The organism is Streptomyces sp. HUAS MS02 (assembly GCF_055702265.1).
Genome location: NZ_CM146747.1, coordinates 2,351,351 through 2,374,323, shown reverse-complemented (window position 1 = coordinate 2,374,323; position 22,973 = coordinate 2,351,351). Strand labels below are relative to the sequence as shown.

Sequence of the window (22,973 nt, the reverse complement as noted above, 5' to 3'; positions counted from 1 at the left end):
CCTAAGTCATTCTCGGGCTGGGCCGGGATCCCGTCCGTCGGTGCCGGGTGGCAGGATCGGGGACATGCCACACGCGCACGACGCCACCCCCTACGACGCCCTGCTCCTGCTCTCCTTCGGCGGCCCGGAAGGCCCGGACGACGTGGTCCCGTTCCTGGAGAACGTGACACGGGGTCGAGGCATCCCCAAGGAGCGCCTGAAGGAAGTCGGCCAGCACTACTTCCTGTTCGGCGGGGTCAGCCCCATCAACGACCAGAACCGCGCCCTGCTGGACGCCCTGCGCAAGGACTTCGCCGAGCACGGCCTGGACCTGCCGGTCTACTGGGGCAACCGCAACTGGGCGCCCTATCTGACGGACACCCTTCGCGAGATGGTCGCCGACGGCCGCCGCCGCATCCTGGTCCTCGCCACCAGCGCGTACGCCTCGTACTCGGGCTGCCGTCAGTACCGCGAGAACCTGGCCGACTCGCTCGCCACCCTGGAGGCCGAGGGCCTGGAGCTGCCGAGGATCGACAAGATCCGGCACTACTTCAACCACCCCGGCTTCCTGGAACCCATGATCGACGGCGTCCTGGAGTCGCTCGCCAGCCTCCCCGACGACGTCCGCGACGGCGCGCACCTCGCCTTCTGCACGCACTCCATCCCCAACGCCTCGGCGGACACCTCCGGCCCGGTCGAGGACCACGGGGACGGCGGCGCGTACGTCGCGGAGCACCTGGACGTCTCGCAGCTCATCGCCGACGCGGTGCGCGAGCGGACCGGTGTCGAACACCCCTGGCAGCTCGTCTACCAGTCCCGTTCCGGCGCCCCGCACATCCCGTGGCTGGAGCCGGACATCTGCGACCACCTGGAGGAGCGCCACGCGGCCGGCGTCCCGGCCGTCGTGATGGCACCCATCGGGTTCGTCTCGGACCACATGGAGGTCCTGTACGACCTCGACACCGAGGCCATGGCCAAGGGCGAGGAACTGGGCCTGCCCGTCCGCCGCTCGGCCACGGTGGGCGCCGACCCCCGGTTCGCCGCAGCCGTCCGCGACCTGGTCCTGGAGCGAGCGGCGACCGAGCGCGGCGAGGACGCGGTCACCCCCTGCGCGCTCGGCGCGCTCGGCGCCAGCCACAACCTGTGCCCGGTCGGCTGCTGCCCGGCCAGGACCCCGCAGCCCGCCGCCGCGGGCGTCGACAGCCCGTACGCGTGAGGAGCACCGTGACCGACCAGCCCGAGCGTCCGGACGGCCTGAAGGCCGAACTGCTGGAGATCGCCCTGGACGCCGCCCGCCGAGCGGGGGACTTCCTGCGCGACGGCCGACCCGCCGATCTCGGCGTCGCCGCCACCAAGTCCAGCGCGGTCGACGTGGTGACCGAGATGGACATCGCCTCCGAGAAGCTGATCACCGGCCTGCTGGCCGAGCACAGGCCGGACGACGGCGTGCTCGGCGAGGAGGGCGCCAGCGTCGCGGGCACCAGCGGCGTCCAGTGGGTGATCGACCCCCTCGACGGCACCGTCAACTACCTCTACGGACTGCCCAGTTGGGCCGTCTCCATCGCCGTCCGGGTGGACGGCGAGACGGTCGTGGGCGTGGTCCACGCCCCGGTGCGCGGCGAGACCTTCCGGGCCGTCCTCGGCGAGGGCGCCTTCCTGAACGACCGCCCGGCGCGTGTGCGACCCGCCCCGGAGCCGGAGCTGGCCCTCGTCGGCACCGGCTTCGGCTACCTCGCCGAGCGCCGCGCCAGGCAGGCCGACGTACTGCGCGAGCTGATCCCGCACGTCCGGGACATCCGGCGCGGCGGCTCGGCCGCGATCGACCTCTGCGACGTGGCCGTGGGCCGCCTCGACGCGTACTACGAGCGCGGTCTGAACCCCTGGGACTACGCCGCGGGCGACGTCATCGCCCGGGAGGCGGGCGCCCTGACCGGTGGCCGCCCCGGAGAGCCCCTCTCGACCGACCTGACCATCGCGGCCCCACCGGTCCTCTTCGAGGCCCTCCAGACCCGCCTGGACGCCCTCGGCGCCTGGCACGACTGAGGTCCGCACCAGCAGGCGCACTCAAGCCACAGCAGCAGAGGGCGCCCTACGGCGAGTGAGCCGAAGGGGCGCGCCTGTGTCGAGAGCGCGAACGCGCGCAGCGCCCGACGAAGGAGGGCCGAGCACGATCGCGCTCTCGACACAGGCACAAGCGCCCCGGAGGCGAACCGAGCCTCAAAAAAACAGCAATCCCCCCGGTCTGGATCTGCCGGGGGGATCGCTGTCGTGCGTGTGGGCCGTGGATCAGACGCTCTGCGCGCCGACCTCCACACCGTGGTCGGCGGCGAGGCGGCGCAGGTCGTCGAGCTCGCCCTGCTCCACCTCGACGAGGAAGTCGTCGCCCTCGTCGCGAGCCCTGGTCAGGTCGGACTCGGTCGCCCTTATGCGCTGCAGAAGTCCTGCGGTGAATGCGTCCATGCTGCGCCCCCTCGTCCTGGGTCGTGGGTCGTTGGCACGGGGGTGTGCCGTTCGGAAGGGGCGATCACGTCTCCTGTGGATGCCCAGCGCCGCCCTGGCCGGGCGGCGACGGTGCCGGACACCCACGCCCACTCTGCGGAAAAGCGGATCCGTGCCGCATGGTGGTGCGGCACAAGCAGAGCGTGATCGCGGGGTGTAAAGCCGTCCTCCCCTCGGGCTCTCGGACGGAAACCTCAACCGGACGAAAAAATCCCGCATTCCCGGTCGAGCGCCCCCGCTCTTCCCGCCCGGAGTCGTCTTACAGCCGACTTACGGCTGAAAAAGGCAGGATGGAGGTCACACACCCACGAACACCCTGCCCGTGCGCGCCCGTGGCGCGCTACGCGGGTGGACAGAGGAAGGACAAGCGACGTGCGCGTACTCGTCGTCGAGGACGAGCAACTGCTCGCCGATGCGGTGGCCACCGGACTGCGCCGGGAGGCCATGGCCGTCGACGTCGTGTACGACGGTGCGGCCGCCCTGGAGCGCATCGGCGTCAACGACTACGACGTGGTCGTCCTCGACCGCGACCTTCCCCTCGTCCACGGCGACGACGTCTGCCGCAAGCTCGTCGAGCTCGGGCTGCCCACGCGCGTGCTGATGCTCACCGCGTCCGGCGACGTCAGCGACCGTGTCGAGGGCCTGGAGATCGGCGCCGACGACTATCTGCCCAAGCCCTTCGCGTTCAGCGAGCTCATCGCACGCGTGCGTGCCCTCGGCCGACGGACGAGCGTGCCGCTGCCGCCCGTCCTGGAGCGCGCCGGCATCAAGCTGGACCCGAACCGCCGCGAGGTCTTCCGCGACGGCAAGGAGGTCCAGCTCGCGCCGAAGGAGTTCGCGGTCCTGGAGGTGCTGATGCGCAGCGAGGGCGCCGTCGTCTCGGCGGAACAGCTCCTGGAGAAGGCCTGGGACGAGAACACCGACCCGTTCACCAACGTCGTCCGCGTGACGGTCATGACGCTGCGCCGCAAGCTCGGCGAACCGCCGGTCATCGTCACCGTGCCCGGTTCCGGTTACCGGATCTGATCCGCCATGGCCACGACCCCCGCGCCCCCGCTGGCGCCCCCGAAACCCACCTGGGACCCCAGGCGGCCCCAGAACCCGCTCCCGTGGCTGCGCCCGACCATCCGGATACGGCTCACGCTGCTGTACGGCGGCATGTTCCTGATCGCCGGGATCCTGCTGCTGTCGATCATCTACCTGCTGGCCGCCCAGGCGGTGAACACGGGCAACGCGCCGCTGTTCAAGATCGTGGGCGGCACGGACATCAGTGTCACCAGCGAGAAGTGTCCCGCGGTGGACGCCGGCTCGACCAATGTGCGGCTCGCGGACTTCAACGCCGCGATCTCCGCCTGTATCGACGCCCAGCGCCAGGTGGCCCTGGACACCCTGCTGAGCCGGTCCCTGCTGGCGCTGCTCGGGCTCGCCGTGATCGCCTTCGCCTTCGGGTACGCGATGGCGGGCCGGGTCCTCGCGCCGCTCGGCCGGATCACCCGCACCGCGCGCGCGGTGGCCGGCTCCGACCTGTCCCGCCGTATCGAGCTGGACGGCCCGGACGACGAGCTGAAGGAGCTGGCGGACACCTTCGACGAGATGCTGGAGCGGCTCCAGCGGGCCTTCACGGCCCAGCAGCGGTTCGTCGGGAACGCCTCGCACGAGCTGCGGACACCCCTCGCGATCAACCGCACCCTCCTCGAAGTGCACCTCTCCGACCCGAACGCGCCGACCGAGCTGCAACAGCTGGGCAAGACGCTGCTGGCCACCAACGAGCGCAGCGAGCAGCTCGTCGAGGGTCTGCTGCTGCTCGCCCGCAGCGACAACCAGATCGTCGAGCGCAAGCCGGTGGACCTCGCCGAGGTCGCCTCCCGGGCCATCGACCAGGTGCGCTCCGAGGCGGAGGCCAAGAAGGTGGAGATCCGCGGTGAACGGGCCCCCGCGGTCGTCCAGGGCAACGGCGTCCTGCTGGAGCGGATCGCCCTGAACCTCGTCCAGAACGCCGTCCGGTACAACGTGCAGGGCACGGACGGCTGGGTGGAGGTCACCACCGAGCTCCAGCACGGACAGGCCCTGCTGGTGGTCACGAACACCGGGCCGGTGGTCCCGGCGTACGAGATCGACAACCTTTTCGAGCCGTTCCGGCGGCTGCGTACGGAGCGCACGGGAAGCGACAAGGGGGTGGGCCTCGGCTTGTCGATCGTCCGCTCCGTGGCCCGCGCGCACGGCGGCCACATCGCCGCCCGGCCACGTGAAGGAGGCGGGCTCGTGATGCGAGTGACCCTTCCGGTCTGAGAAAATGACCCCCGGTTCCGGGACGTGTTCGCTTTGCGCGGAATTTCCCGGGCGCCTGATCGAAACGGTCGTGCACGACCGATGTGTGATCGATCACAGGGGCGATTTTCCAGCCATCTACCGAGCGTGATCATGTGGCCGTCGTAAAGCCGGGAAAATCCGGGTTTTCGGGGGTTGAGATCACGGGAAGTACATGCTGAGGCGCCTTTGAAATGCAGCCTCAGGACCGTGTACGGTCCCGTTCGCCATCCAAGCCGATCACTCTTGAGGAGTCCGGTTGGGTGTCGATTGAGTAACAGACCTTGATGTGAGGCAAAATCTCCGCCTCAGGTCGGGCACAAGTCCGGCCTCTCACGCGTTACGTGCGCTGGAGACACCGCAGACACCCAGAGGGGGAGAGCGCGACATGGCAACGGATTACGACACCCCACGCAAGACCGACGACGACGTCGACTCGGACAGCCTGGAAGAGCTCAAGGCTCGCCGGAACGACAAGTCGACGTCCGCCGTGGATGTAGACGAGTTCGAGGCCGCCGAAGGCCTGGAACTGCCCGGGGCCGACCTCTCGAACGAGGAGCTGGCCGTCCGGGTGCTGCCCAAGCAGCAGGACGAGTTCACCTGCATGAGCTGCTTCCTGGTGCACCACCGCAGCCAGCTGGCCCGCGAGAAGAACGGTCAGCCGATCTGCCGCGACTGCGACTGAGGCAGGGTCGGCCGTGACTGGCTCGACCCCTCCTTGGAAGCGCCGCTCCCGCAAGGGGGCGGACCAGGGGCCGTACGACGGCTCCGACGGCGTGCGTGATGACGAGCGGGGCTCCTCCGAACAGGGAGCGGCCTCGCTCGAACGTGCGTCCGATTCGGCGTCGGGGAAGGCCACGGACGAGCAGGGACGCCTGCCCGTTCCGGTGGACGATCCGGCGCCGGTCGCCAGCCGGCGCGCGGCCGTCGCCGCCGTCCGGGACGGAGTGAAACAGGGCCTCAAGGTCGGGGCCCGCAAGAGCGGTGACCGGGCCCGAGCGGGGCTCGCGTACATCACCGACCGAGTCATCGAGATCGCCCCACGGATCCCCGTGCGCGATCTCGCGACCTTGCGCGCCCAGTTCCCGGGGCTGGGACCCGAGCAGATCGCCGACAAGCTCGTCGCGGGGGCGGCCAACGCGTCCTCCACGGTGGGGGCGGGTGTCGGGGCCGCGGCGATGCTGCCGACGCCTCCCGCCATGCCCGCGGAGCTGGCCGCCGAGATCACCGGCGTCGCCGCGATCGAGCTGAAGCTCATCGCCGAGCTGCACGAGCTGTACGGGGTGCGGCCGCCGGGGAATCTACGGCAGCGCAGTACCGCCTATCTGGACTCCTGGTCCGGTGAGCGCGGGATCGACGTGACCAAGCCGTCGACGATCAACTCGGCGCTCGGTGGACAGATGAAGCGGCAGCTGCGGCAGCAGATCATGAAGCGGATGGTGCGCAATCTGCCGAACCTGATGCCGTTCCTGGTCGGTGCCGCGGTGGGGGCGGTCATGAACCGCCGGGACACCAAGCACCTGGCAGAGCGGATCCGCAAGGACCTGCGGCGTATGCAGGTGCCGTGGGAGGCGTTGCCGGAACTGCCGCCGCTGGAGAAGCCGGTGGATCCGCTGACGGTGGGGGAACTGCCGGAGGAACTCGGCGGCGGCTGACGCGTGACGCCGCCGGTCGGCTGCGGGTGCGCGCCGATCGAGCGCGCCCGGGTCGGGCACCGCCGGACGCGCCCGGGTCCGGCACCGCCGGAGGCCACCGTCGCGGCGCAAGGCCGTTGCGGCGGGAAGAAACGTGGCCGCGGGAGGGGCTGGTCAGAAGGAAGGGCCGGGTTGGCCGAAGCGCCGGGCAGGCCGCAGGGGCCGGACCGGCCGAGGGGCGGCTCGGTGGGAGGGGTCGGCGCGGCGGCCGGGTGCTTCTCGGCGGTAAGAGTTCAGTAGGGAATCCCGCGCCCTGTCGCACGGCTGTGCGGGTCGGCGGCGGGCCCGTTCTGCTGCCTCGGGGCTGTGTTTCGCGCCGGGTGACCCGCGCGCTGCGCGCCGCCACGTGTCATCCACCGCCAAGCGGCCCGCCGCTTGGCCGTCTGGAGCCTCGCCGGCCGACGAGCCGCTTGTCGTGCTGCCATGGCTCACCGCCCGCGAGCCGGGTGCTGTGTCGCCGCGAGTGGCTGGGTGACCGACCGTGGGCCACGTCGGGCTGTGGGCGGCCGACAGCTCGCGCGCCGCGTCGCCACACGACGTCGGTCCGGGAGCCGTGCGCTGCGGCGCCGCGTGCCGCCGGTCAGCAGGTCGCGCGCCGCGCTGCCTGGGGTGTCGGCCCGCCGGACGCTCGCTAGGCCGTCGTCTTCTTCGCCGCTGCCAGGGCCGCGACCACGGCTTCGGGGTTTCGGGTGGACAGGTAGACGTAGGGGGTCGGGTCGTTCGGGTCGGTGATCGGGATGCGGAGGGCCGCCGGGACGTAGGCACGCAGGAGCATGAAGGCGTGGGGGTTGGCCTTGTGCGTGCGCCAGGCCTGGGCCTCCTCCCGGTCCAGGATCTCCGGTTCGCCGAGGGCGCTCACCGGGATCTTCGCCTCGCCCGCGATCAGGGAGTCGCCGACGACTCGGATGCGGATCGAGCCGTAGGAACTGGTGACGACCGCCGCGATCGCGGTCCCGCCCACGAGGCCGCCCAGCAGGGGGAGCGTGCCGAACGGCAGCATGATCAGGGCCATCGAGACGCCGACCAGGAGGCAGACGAGCCACCAGGTGCGGGGAGCCGTGAGCCGTTCTTCGTACGGCGGGACGGAGAGCTGCATGGCGTCAAGCTTGGCACGCGGACCCTCCGGCCCCGGAGGTAGGGGCGTCCGAGGGGAAACCCTGCCCGTAGGGGCGATGGCCGGACGCTGACGGACGGGTAAGGTCTGCGGCTGTGAGAGGTACTTCCGCGGCCCTGCGGCCCCCGGCGGACGCCACGGCGCCCGTACGCCATCCCGAGGCACCCGCCCCCGGCGAGCTGCTCGGCGCGCACTACGGGCAGTGTTTCGGCTGTGGTGGCGAGCAGCCCCACGGGCTGCACCTGGAGGCCAGGGCGGGCGAAGGTGTCACTCTCACCGCCGAGTTCACCGTGCGGCCCGCGCACCAGGGCGCGCCGGGGCTCGCCCACGGCGGGGTCCTGGCCAGTGCCCTGGACGAGACCCTCGGCTCCCTCACCTGGCTGCTGCGCACCATCGCGGTGACCGGGCGCCTGGAGACCGACTTCCTGCAGCCCGTCCCCGTGGGGGCCGTACTGCATCTGAGGGCCGAGGTCACGGCGGTGGCCGGGCGGAAGATCTTCGCGCGGGCCGAGGGACGCGTCGGCCGCCCCGACGGACCGCTGGCCGTCCGTGCCGACGCCCTCTTCGTCGAGGTCAAGGTCGACCACTTCATCGACCACGGCCGCGCGGAGGAGATCCAGGCGGCCATGAAGGACCCGGACCAGGTCCGGCGGGCCCGAGCCTTCGAGGTGAACCCGTGAGCGGCGGCCGTCCCCCTCTCGAGGTCCTCGTCCGGCGCGTCGACCCCGACGTGCCGCTGCCGGACTACGCGCGGCCCGGTGACGCGGGCGCCGACCTGCGCACCACGGAGAGCCGGGAGTTGAGGCCCGGCGAACGGGCCGTGCTGCCCACGGGGGTGTCCATCGCGCTCCCCGAGGGGTACGCGGCCTTCGTGCACCCACGCTCCGGTCTCGCCGCCCGCTGCGGCGTCGCCCTGGTGAATGCCCCGGGGACGGTTGATGCCGGGTACCGTGGGGAGATCAAGGTGATCGTGGTGAATCTCGACCCGTATGAAGCCGTACGGTTCGAGCGCTTCGATCGGATTGCCCAACTGGTCGTCCAGCAGGTCGAGAAGGTGCGCTTCCAGGAGGTGGCGGAGCTTCCCGACTCGGCGCGGGCCGAGGGGGGCTTCGGGTCCACCGGCGGTCACGCCGCCGTGGACGGAGCAAGCGGCACAAGCAGCACAAGCGGCACAACGGGTGGGAATCGATACGCTTCGGTCGTATCCGACCGGGAAGGACAGTGACGTGTTCGGACGTCGCAAGAAGAAGGGTTCCGCTGAGGACGCGGCGGACGCGGCGAGCGAGGCCGAGCAGGTCGACGGCGTTGCCGGGGAAGCCGACGCCGAGGCGGGCGTCGAGCGGGAGCGCGTGCGGCTGGAGCCCGAGCCCCGGCCGGACGGGCCGTGGGACAGCTCCGAGGTGCGCGAGCCCGGCGAGGGCCGGGTCGACCTCGGGGGCATCTTCGTGCCCGGAGTCGACGGCATGGAGTTGCGGGTGGAGGTCGCCGGTGACGCGATCGTCGCCGCGACGGTCGTGCTGCGCGACAGCGCGGTCCAGCTGCAGGCCTTCGCCGCTCCCAAGCGCGAGGGCATCTGGGGTGAGGTCCGCGAGGAGATCGCCTCCGGCATCACCCAGCAGGGCGGGGTCATCGACGAGGTCGAGGGCCCGCTGGGCTGGGAGCTCCGCGCTCAGGTGCCGGTGCAGCTGCCGGACGGCACGGGTGGCTTCCAGGTGGTCCGCTTCGTCGGCGTGGACGGACCCCGCTGGTTCCTGCGCGGAGTGATCTCCGGGCGGGGCGCGGTGGAGCCGCAGACCGCCGGGCTGTTGGAGCAGATCTTCCGGGACACGGTCGTCGTCCGCGGTGAGGGCCCCATGGCTCCGCGCGACCCGATCGTCCTGAAGCTGCCGAACGACGCGCAGATGGTCCCCGAGGGGGTCCAGCAGGAGGAGCAGGCCGGTTCCCGCTTCTCCGGCGGCATGGGACAGCTGCAGCGCGGGCCGGAGATCACCGAGGTCCGCTAGCCGTTCCGGCCGAGGCCGTCTGGGAACTGCGGGTCCGCGCGACCGGTCACGCAGTTCCCCGTGCCCCTCGGGGCGCCGGCGTCAGAGTTGTGTCAAAGAGGCGGCCCCCAGCCGCCTCTGTCCGTTTTGCCGTGATTATTGGCCGTAAGGTCGACGCTGCGTGGGCAGTGGTCACGGGAAGACAATGGGGACATGGGACGCGGAAAGCTGCGGATCTACCTCGGTGCGGCACCGGGCGTCGGCAAGACGTACGCGATGCTGTCCGAAGCGCACCGCCGGATCGAACGCGGCACCGACTGCGTGGTGGCCGTCGTGGAGCATCACGGCCGGCCGCGCACCGAGGTGATGCTGCACGGGCTGGAGCAGGTTCCGCGCCGGACGCTGGAGTACCGGGACGCGGTCTTCACCGAGATGGACGTGGACGCCGTGCTCGCCCGGCGGCCCCGGGTCGCCCTCGTGGACGAGCTGGCCCACACCAATGTGCCTGGTTCCCGCAACGACAGGCGCTGGCAGGACGTCGAGGATCTGCTCGCCGCCGGTGTCGACGTGGTCTCGACCGTCAACATCCAGCACCTGGAGTCGCTCGGTGACGTCGTCGAGTCCATAACCGGCGTACGGCAGCGCGAGACCGTCCCCGACGAGGTGGTGCGGCGGGCGGACCAGATCGAGCTGGTGGACATGTCGCCGCAGGCGCTCCGCCGACGGATGGCGCACGGCAACGTCTACCAGCCGGACAAGGTCGACGCCGCACTGTCGAACTACTTCCGCCCCGGGAACCTGACCGCCCTGCGGGAGCTGGCGCTGCTGTGGGTGGCGGACCGGGTCGACGAGTACCTCAACGCCTACCGCAGCGAGCACCAGGTGTCGCGGATATGGGGCTCCCGCGAGCGGATCGTGGTCGGGCTGACCGGCGGCCCCGAAGGGCGGACCCTGCTGCGGAGAGCCGCTCGGCTCGCCGAGAAGGGCGCGGGCGGCGAGGTCATGGCCGTCTACATCGCCCGCAGCGACGGGCTGACCTCCGCCTCGCCCAAGGAACTCGCCGTCCAGCGCACCCTCGTCGAGGACCTTGGCGGCACCTTCCACCACGTCGTCGGCGACGACATCCCCGCCGCGCTGCTGGCCTTCGCGCGCGGGGTGAACGCCACCCAGATCGTGCTGGGCGTCTCGCGCCGCAAGAGCTGGCAGTACGTCTTCGGGCCGGGCGTCGGCGCCACCGTCGCCCGGGACTCCGGGCCCGACCTGGACGTCCACCTGATCACGCACGACGAGGCGGGCAAGGGGCGCGGCCTGCCCGTCGCCCGGGGCGCACGGCTCGGCCGGGCCCGGACGATCTGGGGCTGGCTGGTGGGGACGGCCGGGCCGGTGCTGCTCGCGCCGCTGCTGGCCACCTTCGAGACCGACCTCGGTCTCGCCAACGACATGCTGCTCTTCCTGACGCTCACGGTGGCCGCGGCCCTGCTCGGCGGTCTACTGCCCGCCTTGGCCGCGGCCGTGTTGGGCTCGCTGCTGCTCAACTGGTTCTTCACCCAGCCGGTGCACACGCTGACGATCGACGACCCGACGAACATCGTCGCCATCGTGGTCTTCATAGGGGTCGCGGTGGCGGTGGCCTCCGTGGTGGACCTCGCGGCCCGGCGCACGCACCAGGCGGCCAGGCTGCGCGCCGAGTCGGAGATCCTGTCGTTCCTCGCGGGCAGTGTGCTGCGCGGGGAGACCAGCCTGGAGGCACTCCTCGAACGGGTGCGCGAAACCTTTGGCATGGAGTCGGTGGCCCTGCTGGAGCGCGAGAGCGAGGTCGACCCGTGGACCTGCGCGGGCAGCGTGGGCCCCCGGCAGATGGACCGGCCCGAGGCCGCGGACGTGGACATGCCGGTCGGCGACCACATGGCGCTCGCCCTCTCCGGCCGCGTCCTGCCCGCCGAGGACCGCCGGGTGCTGGCCGCGTTCGCCGCCCAGGCCGTGGTCGTCCTGGACCGCCGGCGCCTCCAGCAGGAGGCCGACCAGGCCAAGGCGCTGGCCGAGGGCAACCGCATCCGCACCGCGCTGCTCGCCGCCGTCAGCCACGACCTGCGCACCCCGCTGGCCGGCATCAAGGCCGCCGTGTCGTCCCTGCGCTCCGACGACGTGGCCTGGTCGGAGGAGGACGAGGCCGAACTGCTCGCAGGGATCGAGGACGGCGCCGACCGGCTCGACCACCTAGTGGGCAACCTCCTCGACATGTCCCGGCTGCAGACCGGCACGGTCACCACCCTGATCCGCGAGATCGACCTCGACGAGGTGGTGCCCATGGCGCTCGGCGGTGTCCCCGAGGGCAGCGTCGGGCTGGAGATACCCGAGACTCTGCCCATGGTCGCCGTCGACCCCGGCCTGCTGGAGCGCTCGGTGGCCAACATCGTCGAGAACGCCGTCAAGTACAGCCCGCCCGGCACGCCCGTCCAGGTCTCCGCGAGCGCCCTCGGCGGCCGCGTCGAGGTCCGGGTCACCGACCGCGGCCCCGGCGTCCCCGACGAGGCCAAGGACCGCATCTTCGCCCCCTTCCAGCGCCATGGCGACGCCCCGCGCGGGGCCGGCGTCGGCCTGGGTCTCGCGGTCGCCCGGGGCTTCGCCGAGGCCATGGGCGGCACGCTCGACGCCGAGGACACTCCCGGCGGCGGCCTCACCATGGTGCTGACCGTGAGGGCCGCACAGAACGGCTCCGGGCCCGTCACGGACTCCTCGTCGGGCACCGACCCGGCCGCGGACACGTCTACATCGGCGGACGCCGTCCCGTCGGCGGACCGGACCGCCGACGCACCGGTCGGCACGGCCATATCGGCAGAGAGGCGAACCACATGAGGCGGCACATGAGGGGGCACGTGAGGCGGCACATGAGGCGGGCCGTATGACCAGAGTGCTCGTGGTCGACGACGAGCCGCAGATCGTGCGTGCGCTCGTGATCAACCTGAAGGCCCGCAAGTACGAGGCCGACGCCGCCCACGACGGGGCGAGCGCGCTCGCCCTCGCCGCGGCCCGGCACCCCGACGTCGTCGTGCTCGACCTCGGACTGCCCGACATGGACGGCGTCGAGGTGATCAAGGGACTCCGCGGCTGGACCCGGGTGCCGATCATCGTGCTCTCCGCCCGGCACACCTCCGACGAGAAGGTCGAGGCCCTCGACGCGGGCGCCGACGACTACGTCACCAAGCCCTTCGGCATGGACGAGCTGCTCGCCCGGCTGCGGGCCGCCGTCCGCCGCGCGGAGCCCGTGGGCGGCGAGGACGGCGACGTGATCGTGGAGACGGACGACTTCACCGTCGACCTGGCCGCGAAGAAGGTGAACCGGGACGGCAGGGACGTCCGGCTGACCCCCACCGAGTGGCACCTGCTGGAGGTGCTCGTCCGCAACACCGGGCGCCTGGTCAGCCAGAAGCAGCTGCTCCAGGAGGTGTGGGGGCCCTCGTACGGCACCGAGACCAACTATCTGCGGGTCTACATGGCGCAGCTGCGGCGCAAGCTGGAGGGCGACCCCTCCCGGCCCAGGCACTTCATCACCGAGGCGGGGATGGGCTACCGCTTCGAGAAGTGAGACCGGGGGAGTCGGCGGAGGTCCGCCGCGTACGGGGTGCTGGACTGTCGGCGGGCCCCGGTACGCTTTTTGTCATGAGTGCTGTTCCTCGTTCCGAGAAGCCGGCGGGCCGGTTCCGGCGCATGCTCGACCGGCTCTCCTCGTCCCAGACGGACCTGGAGTCGGAGGAGCTGCGCGAGGACGCGGACACCGCCGGCTGCACGCGCATATGTGACTGTCACGACCGACAGATAGTGACCGTTACTGGTACCTTGCGCACGGTCACGCTGCGCCCCCGGGCCGGTGTCCCGGCACTGGAGGCCGAGCTGTTCGACGGTTCGGCCGCCCTGGACGTCGTATGGCTCGGCAGACGCTCCATCGTCGGGATAGAGCCGGGGCGCAGGCTGATCGCATCCGGCCGGATCTCGATGAGCCGGGGCCGTAGGGTGCTGTTCAATCCGAAGTACGAACTCAGACCGCTCGGACGGGAGTAGCCGGTGACGTCGCTCGACAAGCCGACGGAAGACGCCCAGCGCGGCGTCCAGGACGCCGAGGGCGGACAGGACGGCTCGCACGACTCCAGGGCGGTGACGGAGGCCGCGCTGTTCGAGGCGTTCGGCGGCGTGCGCGGCATGGTCGAGACCGTGCTCCCGGGCCTGCTCTTCGTCTCCATCTACACGATCAACAAGGACCTGCACTCGGCGGCCCTCGCGGCCCTCGGCGTCTCCGTCCTGCTGGTCGTGGTGCGGCTGGTCATGAAGGACACCGTCAAGCACGCCTTCAGCGGTGTCTTCGGGGTCGCCTTCGGTGTGGTCTTCGCGATGATGACCGGCAACGCCAAGGACTTCTATCTGCCGGGCATGCTCTACACGCTGGGCCTCGGCTGCGCGTACATCATCACGACCCTGGCCGGTGTGCCGCTGATCGGGCTGATGCTCGGCCCGGTCTTCAAGGAGAACCTGTCCTGGCGGACCCGCAACCCCGGACGCAAGAAGGCGTACGCGAAGGCGAGTTACGCCTGGGGCGCGATCCTGCTCGGCAAGTGCGCCATCCTCTTCCCGCTGTACTGGTGGGCCGACACCACACAGCTGGGCTGGGTCCTCATCGCCCTGAAGATCCCGCCGTTCCTCCTCGCGGTCTGGCTGACCTGGATCTTCCTGGCCAAGGCCCCGGCCCCGATCGACGTGTTCGCCGAGATGGAGGCGGAGGAACGGGCGGCGGAGGAGCGGAAGGCCGCCGCGCGGGCGGGGGAGTAGGCACCCGGGGCTGGTGCGGGCCTCGCAGGGGCTGCGCCCCCGGGCCCCGCTTTTCGGCCTGAACGGCCTCGTCCTCAGACGCCGGACGGGCTGAGGGCGCCTGGGCCGGGCGGAACGGGGCGCAGGGGTTGAAGGCGACGAAGACTTGGGGAGCCCGGTCGCCCGGTACGTGAAGGGGCGCCCGGAAACCTCCGGGCGCCCCTTCGTCGTCGCACACCCCGCGTCAGCCGGTCGCGTCCTCGCGCCGCACCGACAGCAGGTCCTCCAGCTGCTCCTCCCGCGCCTGCGCGGCCACGAAGAGGAGTTCGTCGCCCGCCTCCAGGGAGTCGTCCGAGGTCGGGGTGAGGACCCGGGTGCCGCGGATGATGGTGACCAGGGAGGTGTCCTCCGGCCACTCGACCTCACCGACCTGGGTGCCGGCCAGGGCCGACTCGGGCGGCAGGGTCAGCTCGACCAGGTTGGCGTCGCCGTGGCTGAAGCGGAGCAGCCGGACCAGGTCGCCGACGCTCACGGCCTCCTCGACCAGCGCCGACATCAGCCGGGGGGTCGACACGGCCACGTCCACGCCCCAGGACTCGTTGAACAGCCACTCGTTCTTGGGGTTGTTGACGCGGGCGACGACCCGCGGAACGCCGTACTCCGTCTTCGCCAGCAGGGAGACGACCAGGTTGACCTTGTCGTCGCCGGTCGCGGCGATGACGACGTTGCAACGCTGGAGCGCCGCCTCGTCCAGGGACGTGATCTCGCAGGCGTCGGCCAGCAGCCACTCCGCCAGGGGCACGCGCTCGACCGAGATGGCGGTCGGCGCCTTGTCGACGAGAAGGACCTCGTGGCCGTTCTCCAGCAGTTCGCCCGCGATCGAGCGGCCGACCGCTCCGGCTCCGGCAATGGCGACCCTCATCAGTGACCGCCCTCCTCGTCGGGGCCCTCGGCGAAGGACGCCTCGACCTTCTCCACGTCGTCCGTCCGCATCATCACATGCACGAGGTCACCCTCTTGCAGCACCGTCTGCGAGGTCGGCAGGACCGCCTCGCCCAGGCGGGTCAGGAAGGCGACGCGGACCCCGGTCTCCTCCTGCATCTTGCTGATCTTGTGGCCCACCCACGCCGACGAGGCGTGCACCTCGGCGAGCTGGACGCCGCCGGTGGGATCGCGCCACAGCGGTTCGGCCCCGGACGGCAGCAGCCGGCGGAGCATCTGGTCGGCGGTCCAGCGGACCGTGGCGACCGTCGGAATGCCCAGGCGCTGGTAGACCTCGGCCCGGCGCGGGTCGTAGATCCGTGCCGCCACGTTCTCGATGCCGAACATCTCGCGGGCGACCCGCGCGGCGATGATGTTGGAGTTGTCGCCGCTGGAGACGGCGGCGAACGCGCCCGCCTCCTCGATGCCCGCCTCGCGCAGGGTGTCGCGGTCGAAGCCGACCCCGGTGACGCGCCGGCCGCCGAAACCCGAGCCCAGACGACGGAAGGCCGTGGGGTCCTGGTCGATCACGGCGACCGTGTGCCCCTGTTGCTCCAGGGTCTGGGCGAGGGTGGAACCCACTCGCCCGCAGCCCATGATGACGATGTGCACGACCGTCCTTCCGGTGTCAATAGCTACTGTTCAGCCGAAACGTCGAAAACAGGGTCTCAGACCGCCGCCCAAGCTACACATGCGCGGTCCGTCGGGGGCACCCCCGTGCACCCACGGGTCACATCGTGGGACGTCGTCGGATCCGGCGGACACTGGCCCTCGTCAGCAAGCCGAGTCCGACGAGGGAGGCGAGAGCGCCGATCAGCTCAGCGGTCGCGGCCTGCATGGGGCCTCCAGGGAGTAGAGGGGGCGAGAACGTCACGGGTTCCATCGGATGCCCGGTACACACGCGGCACGTACACGGGATGCGCGGGATGCACGGGATTCCTCAGGGCGACGGGATCCCTCATCTCGACGGGATTCGTCATATGGACGCAAGGACGCAGCCATCACACCGGAGGATGCGTGAGGTGACGCACTTCGCAGTCGTCGGCGGTCCGATTTCACCCCGGGGCCCGCCGGGATTTCACCCGGATGTGCCCAGAACCAGCCGGGGCGCTTACGATCCTCTGCGTGTCCAAACTGACCGACGTGCCCAAACGGATTCTGATCGGGCGGGCCCTGCGCAGCGACCGGCTGGGCGAAACGCTCCTGCCGAAGCGCATCGCACTCCCCGTCTTCGCATCCGACCCGCTCTCGTCCGTGGCGTACGCACCCGGCGAGGTGCTGCTGGTCCTCTCCATCGCGGGCGTGTCGGCCTACCACTTCAGCCCCTGGATCGCCGTCGCGGTCGTCGTGCTGATGTTCACCGTGGTGGCGTCCTACCGGCAGAACGTGCATGCCTACCCGAGCGGTGGCGGCGACTACGAGGTGGCGAACACCAACCTCGGCCCCAAGGCCGGCCTCACCGTCGCCAGCGCGCTCCTGGTCGACTACGTCCTCACCGTCGCCGTGTCCATCTCCTCCGGCGTCGAGAACCTCGGCTCGGCCGTCCCCTTCTTCGTCGAGCACAAGGTCCTGTGCGCGATCGGCATCATCGTGCTGCTCACGCTGATGAACCTGCGCGGGGTGAAGGAGTCCGGGAAGCTCTTCGCGATCCCGACGTACGTCTTCGTCGTCGGCGTCTTCACGATGATCGCCTGGGGCGCGTTCCGCGGACTGGTCCTCGACGACACGATGCGGGCGCCCACCGCCGACCTGGAGATCAAGGCCGAGCACCAGGGGCTCGCCGGCTTCGCGCTGGTCTTCCTGCTGCTGCGTGCCTTCTCCTCCGGCTGTGCCGCGCTCACCGGTGTAGAGGCGATCTCCAACGGCGTCCCCGCCTTCCGCAAGCCCAAGTCGAGGAACGCGGCCACCACTCTGGCCCTGATGGGCTTCTTCGCCGTCACCATGTTCTGCGGCATCATCGGCCTCGCCATGGCCACCAACGTGCGCATGGCCGAGAACCCCGCGGCCGACCTGCTGCGCGACGGCGCCCCGGTCGGCGACTCCTACGTCCAGAACCCGGTGATCTCCCAGGTCGCGGCGGCCGTATTCGGCGACGGCACCTTCTTCTTCGTCGTTCTGGCCGCCGCCACCGCGCTGGTCCTCTTCCTGGCCGCGAACACCGCGTACAACGGCTTCCCGCTGCTGGGCTCGATCCTCGCCCAGGACCGCTACCTCCCGCGCCAGTTGCACACCCGCGGCGACCGCCTCGCCTTCTCCAACGGCATCGTGCTCCTCGCCGGCGCCGCCATCCTCCTGGTGTGGATCTACGGCGCCGACTCCACGCGTCTGATCCAGCTCTACATCGTGGGCGTCTTCGTCTCCTTCACACTCAGCCAGACGGGCATGGTCCGGCACTGGAACCGCCATCTGCGCACCGAGAAGGACCCGGCCAGGCGGCGCCACATGATCCGCTCCCGCGCGATCAACACCTTCGGCGCCTTCTTCACCGGGCTGGTCCTGATCGTCGTGCTCGGCACCAAGTTCACGCACGGCGCCTGGGTGGCCCTGCTCGGCATGGTGATCTTCTACGCGACGATGACGGCCATCCGTAAGCACTACGACCGGGTCGCCGCGGAGATCGCGGCGCCGGACGGCCCGAGCGACGACGTCGTCCGGCCGTCCCGGGTCCACTCGGTGGTGCTGATCTCCAGGATCCACCGCCCCACCCTGCGCGCCCTCGCCTACGCCAAGCTGATGCGCTCCCACACGCTGGAGGCGCTCAGCGTCAACGTCGACCCGGCGGAGACCAAGGCGCTCCAGGAGGAGTGGACGCGGCGTGGCATCGACGTACCGCTGAAGGTCCTCGACTCGCCGTACCGCGAGGTCACGCGGCCAGTGATCGAGTACGTCAAGGGGCTGCGCAAGGAGTCCCCGCGCGACGCGGTGTCGGTGATCATCCCCGAGTACGTGGTCGGCCACTGGTACGAACACCTGCTGCACAACCAGAGCGCACTCCGGCTCAAGGGCCGGTTGCTCTTCACGCCGGGTGTCATGGTGACCTCCGTGCCCTATCAGCTGGAGTCCTCCGAGGTCGCCAAGCGCCGGGCGCGCAAGCGGCAGGAATGGAGTGCGCCGGGGTCCGTACGGCGTGGTCCGGCGAACGAGCGCCCCAAGGAGTCACCGGCCAAGGCTTCGGCCAAGACTTCGGACAAGGCCCCGGAGTAGGCCCCGGACCAGTCCTCGGCCGACAAGAGCTGGACCCGGCGGGACCGGGGCTCGCCCGCGAGTCCCCGCTCGTGGTAAACGGTCGGACAGCACCCACGTAGACTGGTGGGCTGTTGTCCGGCCGTTTTCGCTTTCCTCTCTTCTGGAGTCACCCCACCATGCAGGCAGAACCGAAGAAATCGCTGGTGGGAGAGGAGTACGAGGTCGAGGTGGGCCCCGTCGCCCACGGCGGCCACTGCATCGCCCGTACCGCCGAGGGACAGGTCCTCTTCGTCCGGCACGCGCTGCCCGGTGAGCGGGTCGTTGCGCGGGTGACCGACGGCGAGGAGGGCGCGCGCTTCCTGCGGGCGGACGCGGTCTCGATCCTGTCGGCCTCCAAGGACCGCGTCGAGGCGCCCTGTCCCTACGCCGGACCCGGCCGCTGCGGCGGCTGCGACTGGCAGCACGCCAAGCCGGGCGCCCAGCGCCGCTTCAAGGGCGAGGTCATCACCGAGCAGCTGCGGCGCCTCGCGGGTCTCACCCCCGAGGAGGCGGGCTGGGACGGCACGGTGATGCCGGCCGAGGGCGACAAGCTGCCGGCGGGCGAGGTCCCCGCGTGGCGCACGCGGGTGCAGTACGCGGTGGACGAGTCGGGGCGCGCCGGTCTGCGCCGTCACCGCTCGCACGAGGTCGAGCCGATCGACCACTGCATGATCGCGGCACCGGGCGTGTCCGAGCTGGGCATCGAGAAGCGCGACTGGACGGGCATGGCGTCGATCGACGCGATCGCGGCGACCGGTTCGCAGGACCGTCAGGTCATCCTCGAACCGCGGCCGGGGGCGCGTCTGCCGATCGTGGAGCTGGACAGGCCGGTGTCCGTGATGCGGGTCGAGGAGAAGGACGGGGGCGTGCACCGCGTCCACGGGCGCCCCTTCGTCCGCGAGCGCGCCGACGACCGTACGTATCGGGTGGGCAGCGGCGGCTTCTGGCAGGTCCATCCCAAGGCCGCGGACACCCTCGTCAAGGCCGTCATGCAGGGCCTGCTGCCCCGCAAGGGCGACATGGCGCTGGACCTCTACTGCGGCGTGGGGCTGTTCGCGGGCGCCCTCGCCGACCGCGTCGGTGACAAGGGCGCGGTCCTCGGCATCGAGTCCGGCAAGCGGGCGGTCGAGGACGCGCGGCACAACCTCGCCGAGTTCGAGCGGGTGCGGATCGAACAGGGCAAGGTCGAGGCGGTGTTGCCGCGTACGGGGATCACGGAGGTGGACCTCATCGTCCTGGATCCGCCGCGTGCGGGGGCGGGCCGCAAGACCGTCCAGCACCTCGCGTCCCTGGCGGCCCGCCGCATCGCGTACGTGGCCTGCGACCCGGCCGCGCTGGCACGCGACCTGGGGTACTTCCGGGAGGGCGGGTACCGGGTGCGGACGCTCAGGGCGTTCGATCTGTTTCCGATGACCCATCACGTGGAGTGCGTGGCTATTCTTGAGCCTGCGGAAAAGGGCCTCTGAGCTGCGGCTTCATGGGTCTCTCAGGTGCGACCGGGTGAACTCGACCTGTTCTCCCAAGCGCACGGCGTGGAGCACCTCTTTGGCTTGTGAAGGCTGTCCGACCTGGCGTTCCTGTGGCTGTTGCCGAATCGACGGGATTGTCTCTCCGTCTCTCGGCCCAGAGGCGACAGCCCTCTTGACGCTCAGATGACGTTCGTTCTGATGAGGTGTCACCGCAGGGGCTCGCCGAACAGGCCGAGAAGGTCGTCGTGGGGCGATGTGGAGTTCGTCCAGTTGCCAAGCGGTGCATGCGACGGTCGGGTCCGCCCTGAGGCTTTCGATGTCAGCGGCTGCCGGGGCGCGCAGGCGCACGAAGCGGTGCGTCAGAAGTGTGACGCTCTCGGGGCCTCCGGCACCTCGGAGGGGTGAGGAGCTGACCGGGCTCGGGGAGCGGGCGTGGGCGGAGGTGCGAGGGCGGCGTATCGGCCTGATCCCGCAGGACCCCGGCGTCAGCCTCGACCCGGTCGAGCAGGTCGGCGCGCAGGTTGCCTAGGTGCTCCGGGTACACCGCCTGGCCAGCCGCGGGGACGCCCCCGCCCGAGCCGTCGCTCTCCTCGGAAGGGGCACGGGCCGCCGAGCAGGTCTGACGGGCCCCATCGAGAGCGCGTCGACGTTCTCGGGCAGGGCCGTTCGGCCCTTGTCGCCGGTTGAGCGTACTGACTTCACTGATCCTGCGGTCCCGCCCGTGCGCCGACGCTTTGGATCCCGCCTGTGGGCATCGTCTTGCGGTTCGCTCATGGGCGAGGCGGGCGGGGCCGTGCAGTGCGAGGACGAACGGCAGAGCGAGAGCACCGTAGGACGGGATGTGAGCGGAGAGATGATCTTGGCGGTCGGGCACGCCGACCTCGCTTCGCAGACGCTGAAGCTGGTGGAGGCCGAGTTGCGGGCGGTGCTGGAGCGCCTGCCCGAGCGGCTGCCGGGGCTGGTGCGCGTGGGGGCGGGGGTGCCGGTGGCGTTCAGCCGGGCGGTGCGGGCGGCGGGTCGGGAACTCGTCGTGGTGATTCCCACGGAGGGGATGGTGCCGGCGTTGCTCCCGCAGCGTGACCGGGCGGCGACCGGTGAGGTGCTGGTCCTCGCCCAGCAGGTGCGTCTGCTGGCGTACGACCCGGCGGACCGCGACGCGTGTGTCGGCGAGGACGAGCGGATGATCGCGGGATGCCGTCAACTGCTGGCCGTGTGGGACGGCTCGCCGTCCAACGGCCGTGATGCCACCGCGCATCTGGTGGCATACGCCCGCGCCCACGGCGTTCCGGTCGAGGTCGTGTGGCCAAAGGGGGCAGCCCGCGGGGCCGTCCCCGGCGTACCGGAGCAGGACAACGGCCGTGCTCCGCGCGGCAGCGACGTGTCGGCCACTGTGGGCCCCCGGCCCGCCCCGAACAGAGCCAAGGCGGAACAACCCCGATGACCGGCACCACCACGACCGTGCACCATCTCACCACTGTGACTCAGGGGGGCGGAGATGAGCGGGAGATCACGTCGGCGAGCACGAGCGGGGCCGGGCGGGCTTTCGCCTGGCTGCTGATCGTGTCCGGCGCCCTTGGCGTCCTCGCCTCCTTCGTCATCACCATCGACAAGTTCCAGCTCCTTGCGGACCCGGACTTTTCGCCCTCGTGCAACCTCAGCCCGATCCTGTCGTGTACGAACGTCATGAAGAGCGACCAGGCGTCCGTGTTCGGCTTCCCCAACCCGCTGCTCGGCCTGCTCTCATACCCGGTGGTCGTCGCGATCGGCTCGGCACTGCTGGCCGGGGCCCGCTTCCGCCGCTGGTTCTGGCTCGGGCTGAACGCCGGCACGCTGTTCGGCGCAGGGTTCTGTATGTGGCTGATGACGCAGGCGCTGTACGAGATCGGCGCGCTGTGCCTGTGGTGCTGCCTGGCATGGGCGGCCACCGTCGCGATGTTCTGGTACGTCACCGCGCACAACCTGCGGCACGGGATCATCCGTGCGCCCCGCGTCCTGGTGGCCGGGGTGCTGGAGTTCCACTGGGCGGTACCGGTCACCTGGTACCTGAGCATCGTGATGCTGATCGCCACCCGTTTCTGGGACTACTGGCAGACCCTGCTCTGATCCCGCGGGCCCCCGCACGGCCGCGCTCGGTGGGTGGACGGGCGCGGAGGTTCGTAGGCCCGCGCCCGGGAGCACGCCCCCGGGCCGGGTGATGACGCCGTCGCGGGAACGTGCGAGGGGAGGCATGGCATTGCCGTCGGCTCGGGTCACCTGGCGCGTTCCCGCCCGTACCGCTGCACCGCCAGGCCGGTGACGGAAGCGCCGCCCGGCCGCCGCTCAGCCCTTCGCGGCCGCGCGCCGCGCCAGGATGACGGTCCTGCGCTCGTCGAACCGGGTTGCCTGCGTGTCCAGTGAGCCGAGGAACTCGCCCAGTTCCTGCTGGGCCTTGAGTCCCTCGCGCCCGAGGCCGGTCACGTGCAGGACCTTGAGGTGGCGCAGTACCGGCTGGAGGACGTCGTCGTGGTGGACGCGCAGGTTGTGGACGCCGCCGAGAGCGATTTCGACGGCGGCGCGCTCGAAGCCCGGCAGGCCGTGGCCGGGCGTCCTGAAGCCGCTCACCACGTCGGCGACGGCGCGCAACGCCTTGCTGGACCGCGGAGGAGGCCCGGCACTCCATGGTCATGGGCCGTCCAGAGCTCACCGCCCAGGCCCCGGGATGATCGCCGCCTCCACGATGCCGCGCAGCACCTGGGGGAGTTCGAGGCCCCGGCCCAGGTTCGTGACGGCGTCGAGGAGGCTGTGCATCCTGTCCGGCACGTCGAGCCGAAGCCGTGACGACGCCGCGGTCGGGGGTGGTGATTCGGGCATTCCGCGCGCTCCTGGACCGCTCGGTGCTCAGCAGCGTACGACCGGCGTGCGAGGCGATGCGCGCCGCGCCGCT

General features: G+C 71.0%; 22 protein-coding genes and 1 pseudogene. 17 read left to right on the top strand and 6 right to left on the bottom strand.

Translation table 11 applies throughout. From position 1 onward, the window contains the following. The first annotated feature begins 64 nt into the window (after nt 1-64). The gene (locus tag ACZ9QC_RS10125; RefSeq protein ID WP_472919865.1) at nt 65-1,195 is read left to right on the top strand and encodes a ferrochelatase; all 1,131 of its coding nucleotides are present in this window, start codon (nt 65-67) and stop codon (nt 1,193-1,195) included. Nucleotides 1,196-1,203: 8 nt separating this feature from the next. Next, nucleotides 1,204-2,022: an inositol monophosphatase family protein gene (locus ACZ9QC_RS10120; RefSeq protein WP_472919864.1), complete on the top strand. Its 819-nt coding sequence runs from the start codon at nt 1,204-1,206 to the stop codon at nt 2,020-2,022. Between the two features lie 243 nt (nt 2,023-2,265). On the opposite strand, the gene ACZ9QC_RS10115 is transcribed toward ACZ9QC_RS10120, so the two are convergent. Next, nucleotides 2,266-2,439 (bottom strand): hypothetical protein, encoded by a 174-nt coding sequence (locus tag ACZ9QC_RS10115; protein WP_184900211.1) that lies wholly within the window; start codon nt 2,437-2,439, stop codon nt 2,266-2,268. Nucleotides 2,440-2,850: 411 nt separating this feature from the next. Here ACZ9QC_RS10115 and ACZ9QC_RS10110 point away from each other — a divergent pair, with 411 nt between their 5' ends. The 4 genes from ACZ9QC_RS10110 to ACZ9QC_RS10095 all read left to right on the top strand — a co-directional run bounded on the left by ACZ9QC_RS10110 (nt 2,851) and on the right by ACZ9QC_RS10095 (nt 6,440). After that, nucleotides 2,851-3,504, top strand: a complete 654-nt coding sequence (locus tag ACZ9QC_RS10110) for a response regulator transcription factor (RefSeq protein WP_009340866.1) — start codon at nt 2,851-2,853, stop codon at nt 3,502-3,504. A 6-nt stretch (nt 3,505-3,510) separates the two neighbouring features. Beyond that, nucleotides 3,511-4,767 carry a sensor histidine kinase gene (locus tag ACZ9QC_RS10105; RefSeq protein WP_472919863.1) on the top strand — a complete coding sequence of 419 codons (1,257 nt, stop codon included), beginning with the start codon at nt 3,511-3,513 and terminating at the stop codon, nt 4,765-4,767. A 406-nt stretch (nt 4,768-5,173) separates the two neighbouring features. Continuing rightward, entirely contained in the window at nt 5,174-5,470 is a 297-nt protein-coding gene (locus tag ACZ9QC_RS10100; RefSeq protein WP_005481602.1) for a DUF4193 domain-containing protein, read from the top strand. 13 nt (nt 5,471-5,483) lie between these two features. Continuing rightward, a complete protein-coding gene (locus ACZ9QC_RS10095) occupies nt 5,484-6,440 on the top strand; it encodes a hypothetical protein (protein ID WP_472919862.1) in 957 nt (318 codons plus the stop codon). Between the two features lie 670 nt (nt 6,441-7,110). Here ACZ9QC_RS10095 and ACZ9QC_RS10090 read toward each other — a convergent pair. Next, nucleotides 7,111-7,575, bottom strand: coding sequence for a DUF3093 domain-containing protein (locus ACZ9QC_RS10090; protein ID WP_472919861.1), 465 nt, complete (start codon nt 7,573-7,575; stop codon nt 7,111-7,113). A gap of 113 nt (nt 7,576-7,688) precedes the next feature. Between ACZ9QC_RS10090 and ACZ9QC_RS10085 the strand changes: the two genes are divergently transcribed. The 7 genes from ACZ9QC_RS10085 (at nt 7,689) to ACZ9QC_RS10055 (ending at nt 14,396) form a co-directional block, all read left to right on the top strand. Then, the gene (locus ACZ9QC_RS10085; RefSeq protein WP_472919860.1) at nt 7,689-8,273 is read left to right on the top strand and encodes a PaaI family thioesterase; all 585 of its coding nucleotides are present in this window, start codon (nt 7,689-7,691) and stop codon (nt 8,271-8,273) included. Next, nucleotides 8,270-8,818, top strand: a complete 549-nt coding sequence (dut, locus tag ACZ9QC_RS10080; protein ID WP_472919859.1) for a dUTP diphosphatase — start codon at nt 8,270-8,272, stop codon at nt 8,816-8,818. Before ACZ9QC_RS10085 ends, dut begins: the two co-directional genes overlap by 4 nt. Before the next feature lies 1 nt (nt 8,819). Continuing rightward, nucleotides 8,820-9,596, top strand: coding sequence for a DUF3710 domain-containing protein (locus tag ACZ9QC_RS10075; RefSeq protein WP_472919858.1), 777 nt, complete (start codon nt 8,820-8,822; stop codon nt 9,594-9,596). Between the two features lie 192 nt (nt 9,597-9,788). Then, nucleotides 9,789-12,431 carry a sensor histidine kinase gene (locus ACZ9QC_RS10070; RefSeq protein ID WP_472919857.1) on the top strand — a complete coding sequence of 881 codons (2,643 nt, stop codon included), beginning with the start codon at nt 9,789-9,791 and terminating at the stop codon, nt 12,429-12,431. 46 nt (nt 12,432-12,477) lie between these two features. Beyond that, nucleotides 12,478-13,161: a response regulator gene (locus tag ACZ9QC_RS10065; RefSeq protein ID WP_184900224.1), complete on the top strand. Its 684-nt coding sequence runs from the start codon at nt 12,478-12,480 to the stop codon at nt 13,159-13,161. Between the two features lie 74 nt (nt 13,162-13,235). Further along, nucleotides 13,236-13,634 (top strand): OB-fold nucleic acid binding domain-containing protein, encoded by a 399-nt coding sequence (locus ACZ9QC_RS10060; protein WP_078936928.1) that lies wholly within the window; start codon nt 13,236-13,238, stop codon nt 13,632-13,634. A 3-nt stretch (nt 13,635-13,637) separates the two neighbouring features. Continuing rightward, the gene (locus ACZ9QC_RS10055) at nt 13,638-14,396 is read left to right on the top strand and encodes a DUF3159 domain-containing protein (protein WP_467339656.1); all 759 of its coding nucleotides are present in this window, start codon (nt 13,638-13,640) and stop codon (nt 14,394-14,396) included. Between the two features lie 223 nt (nt 14,397-14,619). Here the strand turns inward: ACZ9QC_RS10055 and ACZ9QC_RS10050 are convergent, their stop codons facing one another. Then, complete coding sequence (locus tag ACZ9QC_RS10050) at nt 14,620-15,297, bottom strand: potassium channel family protein (protein WP_472919856.1); 678 nt, start codon at nt 15,295-15,297, stop codon at nt 14,620-14,622. Continuing rightward, nucleotides 15,297-15,968, bottom strand: coding sequence for a potassium channel family protein (locus tag ACZ9QC_RS10045; RefSeq protein WP_013000206.1), 672 nt, complete (start codon nt 15,966-15,968; stop codon nt 15,297-15,299). Before ACZ9QC_RS10045 ends, ACZ9QC_RS10050 begins: the two co-directional genes overlap by 1 nt. A gap of 513 nt (nt 15,969-16,481) precedes the next feature. Between ACZ9QC_RS10045 and ACZ9QC_RS10040 the strand changes: the two genes are divergently transcribed. The 4 genes from ACZ9QC_RS10040 to ACZ9QC_RS10025 all read left to right on the top strand — a co-directional run bounded on the left by ACZ9QC_RS10040 (nt 16,482) and on the right by ACZ9QC_RS10025 (nt 22,153). Then, the gene (locus tag ACZ9QC_RS10040; RefSeq protein WP_472919855.1) at nt 16,482-18,560 is read left to right on the top strand and encodes an APC family permease; all 2,079 of its coding nucleotides are present in this window, start codon (nt 16,482-16,484) and stop codon (nt 18,558-18,560) included. 158 nt (nt 18,561-18,718) lie between these two features. Beyond that, nucleotides 18,719-20,047, top strand: a complete 1,329-nt coding sequence (locus ACZ9QC_RS10035; protein ID WP_472919854.1) for a class I SAM-dependent RNA methyltransferase — start codon at nt 18,719-18,721, stop codon at nt 20,045-20,047. 856 nt (nt 20,048-20,903) lie between these two features. Continuing rightward, the gene (locus ACZ9QC_RS10030; RefSeq protein WP_472921650.1) at nt 20,904-21,491 is read left to right on the top strand and encodes a hypothetical protein; all 588 of its coding nucleotides are present in this window, start codon (nt 20,904-20,906) and stop codon (nt 21,489-21,491) included. After that, a complete protein-coding gene (locus ACZ9QC_RS10025; protein ID WP_472919853.1) occupies nt 21,488-22,153 on the top strand; it encodes a vitamin K epoxide reductase family protein in 666 nt (221 codons plus the stop codon). The genes ACZ9QC_RS10030 and ACZ9QC_RS10025 overlap by 4 nt, the downstream gene beginning before the upstream one ends. A gap of 216 nt (nt 22,154-22,369) precedes the next feature. Here the strand turns inward: ACZ9QC_RS10025 and ACZ9QC_RS10020 are convergent. Both ACZ9QC_RS10020 and ACZ9QC_RS10015 read right to left on the bottom strand, forming a co-directional pair. Next, a pseudogene (locus ACZ9QC_RS10020) lies at nt 22,370-22,666 on the bottom strand (acyl-ACP desaturase); the annotation flags it as partial. A 63-nt stretch (nt 22,667-22,729) separates the two neighbouring features. Then, entirely contained in the window at nt 22,730-22,900 is a 171-nt protein-coding gene (locus tag ACZ9QC_RS10015) for a hypothetical protein (protein ID WP_472922004.1), read from the bottom strand. Nucleotides 22,901-22,973: the final 73 nt, after the last annotated feature.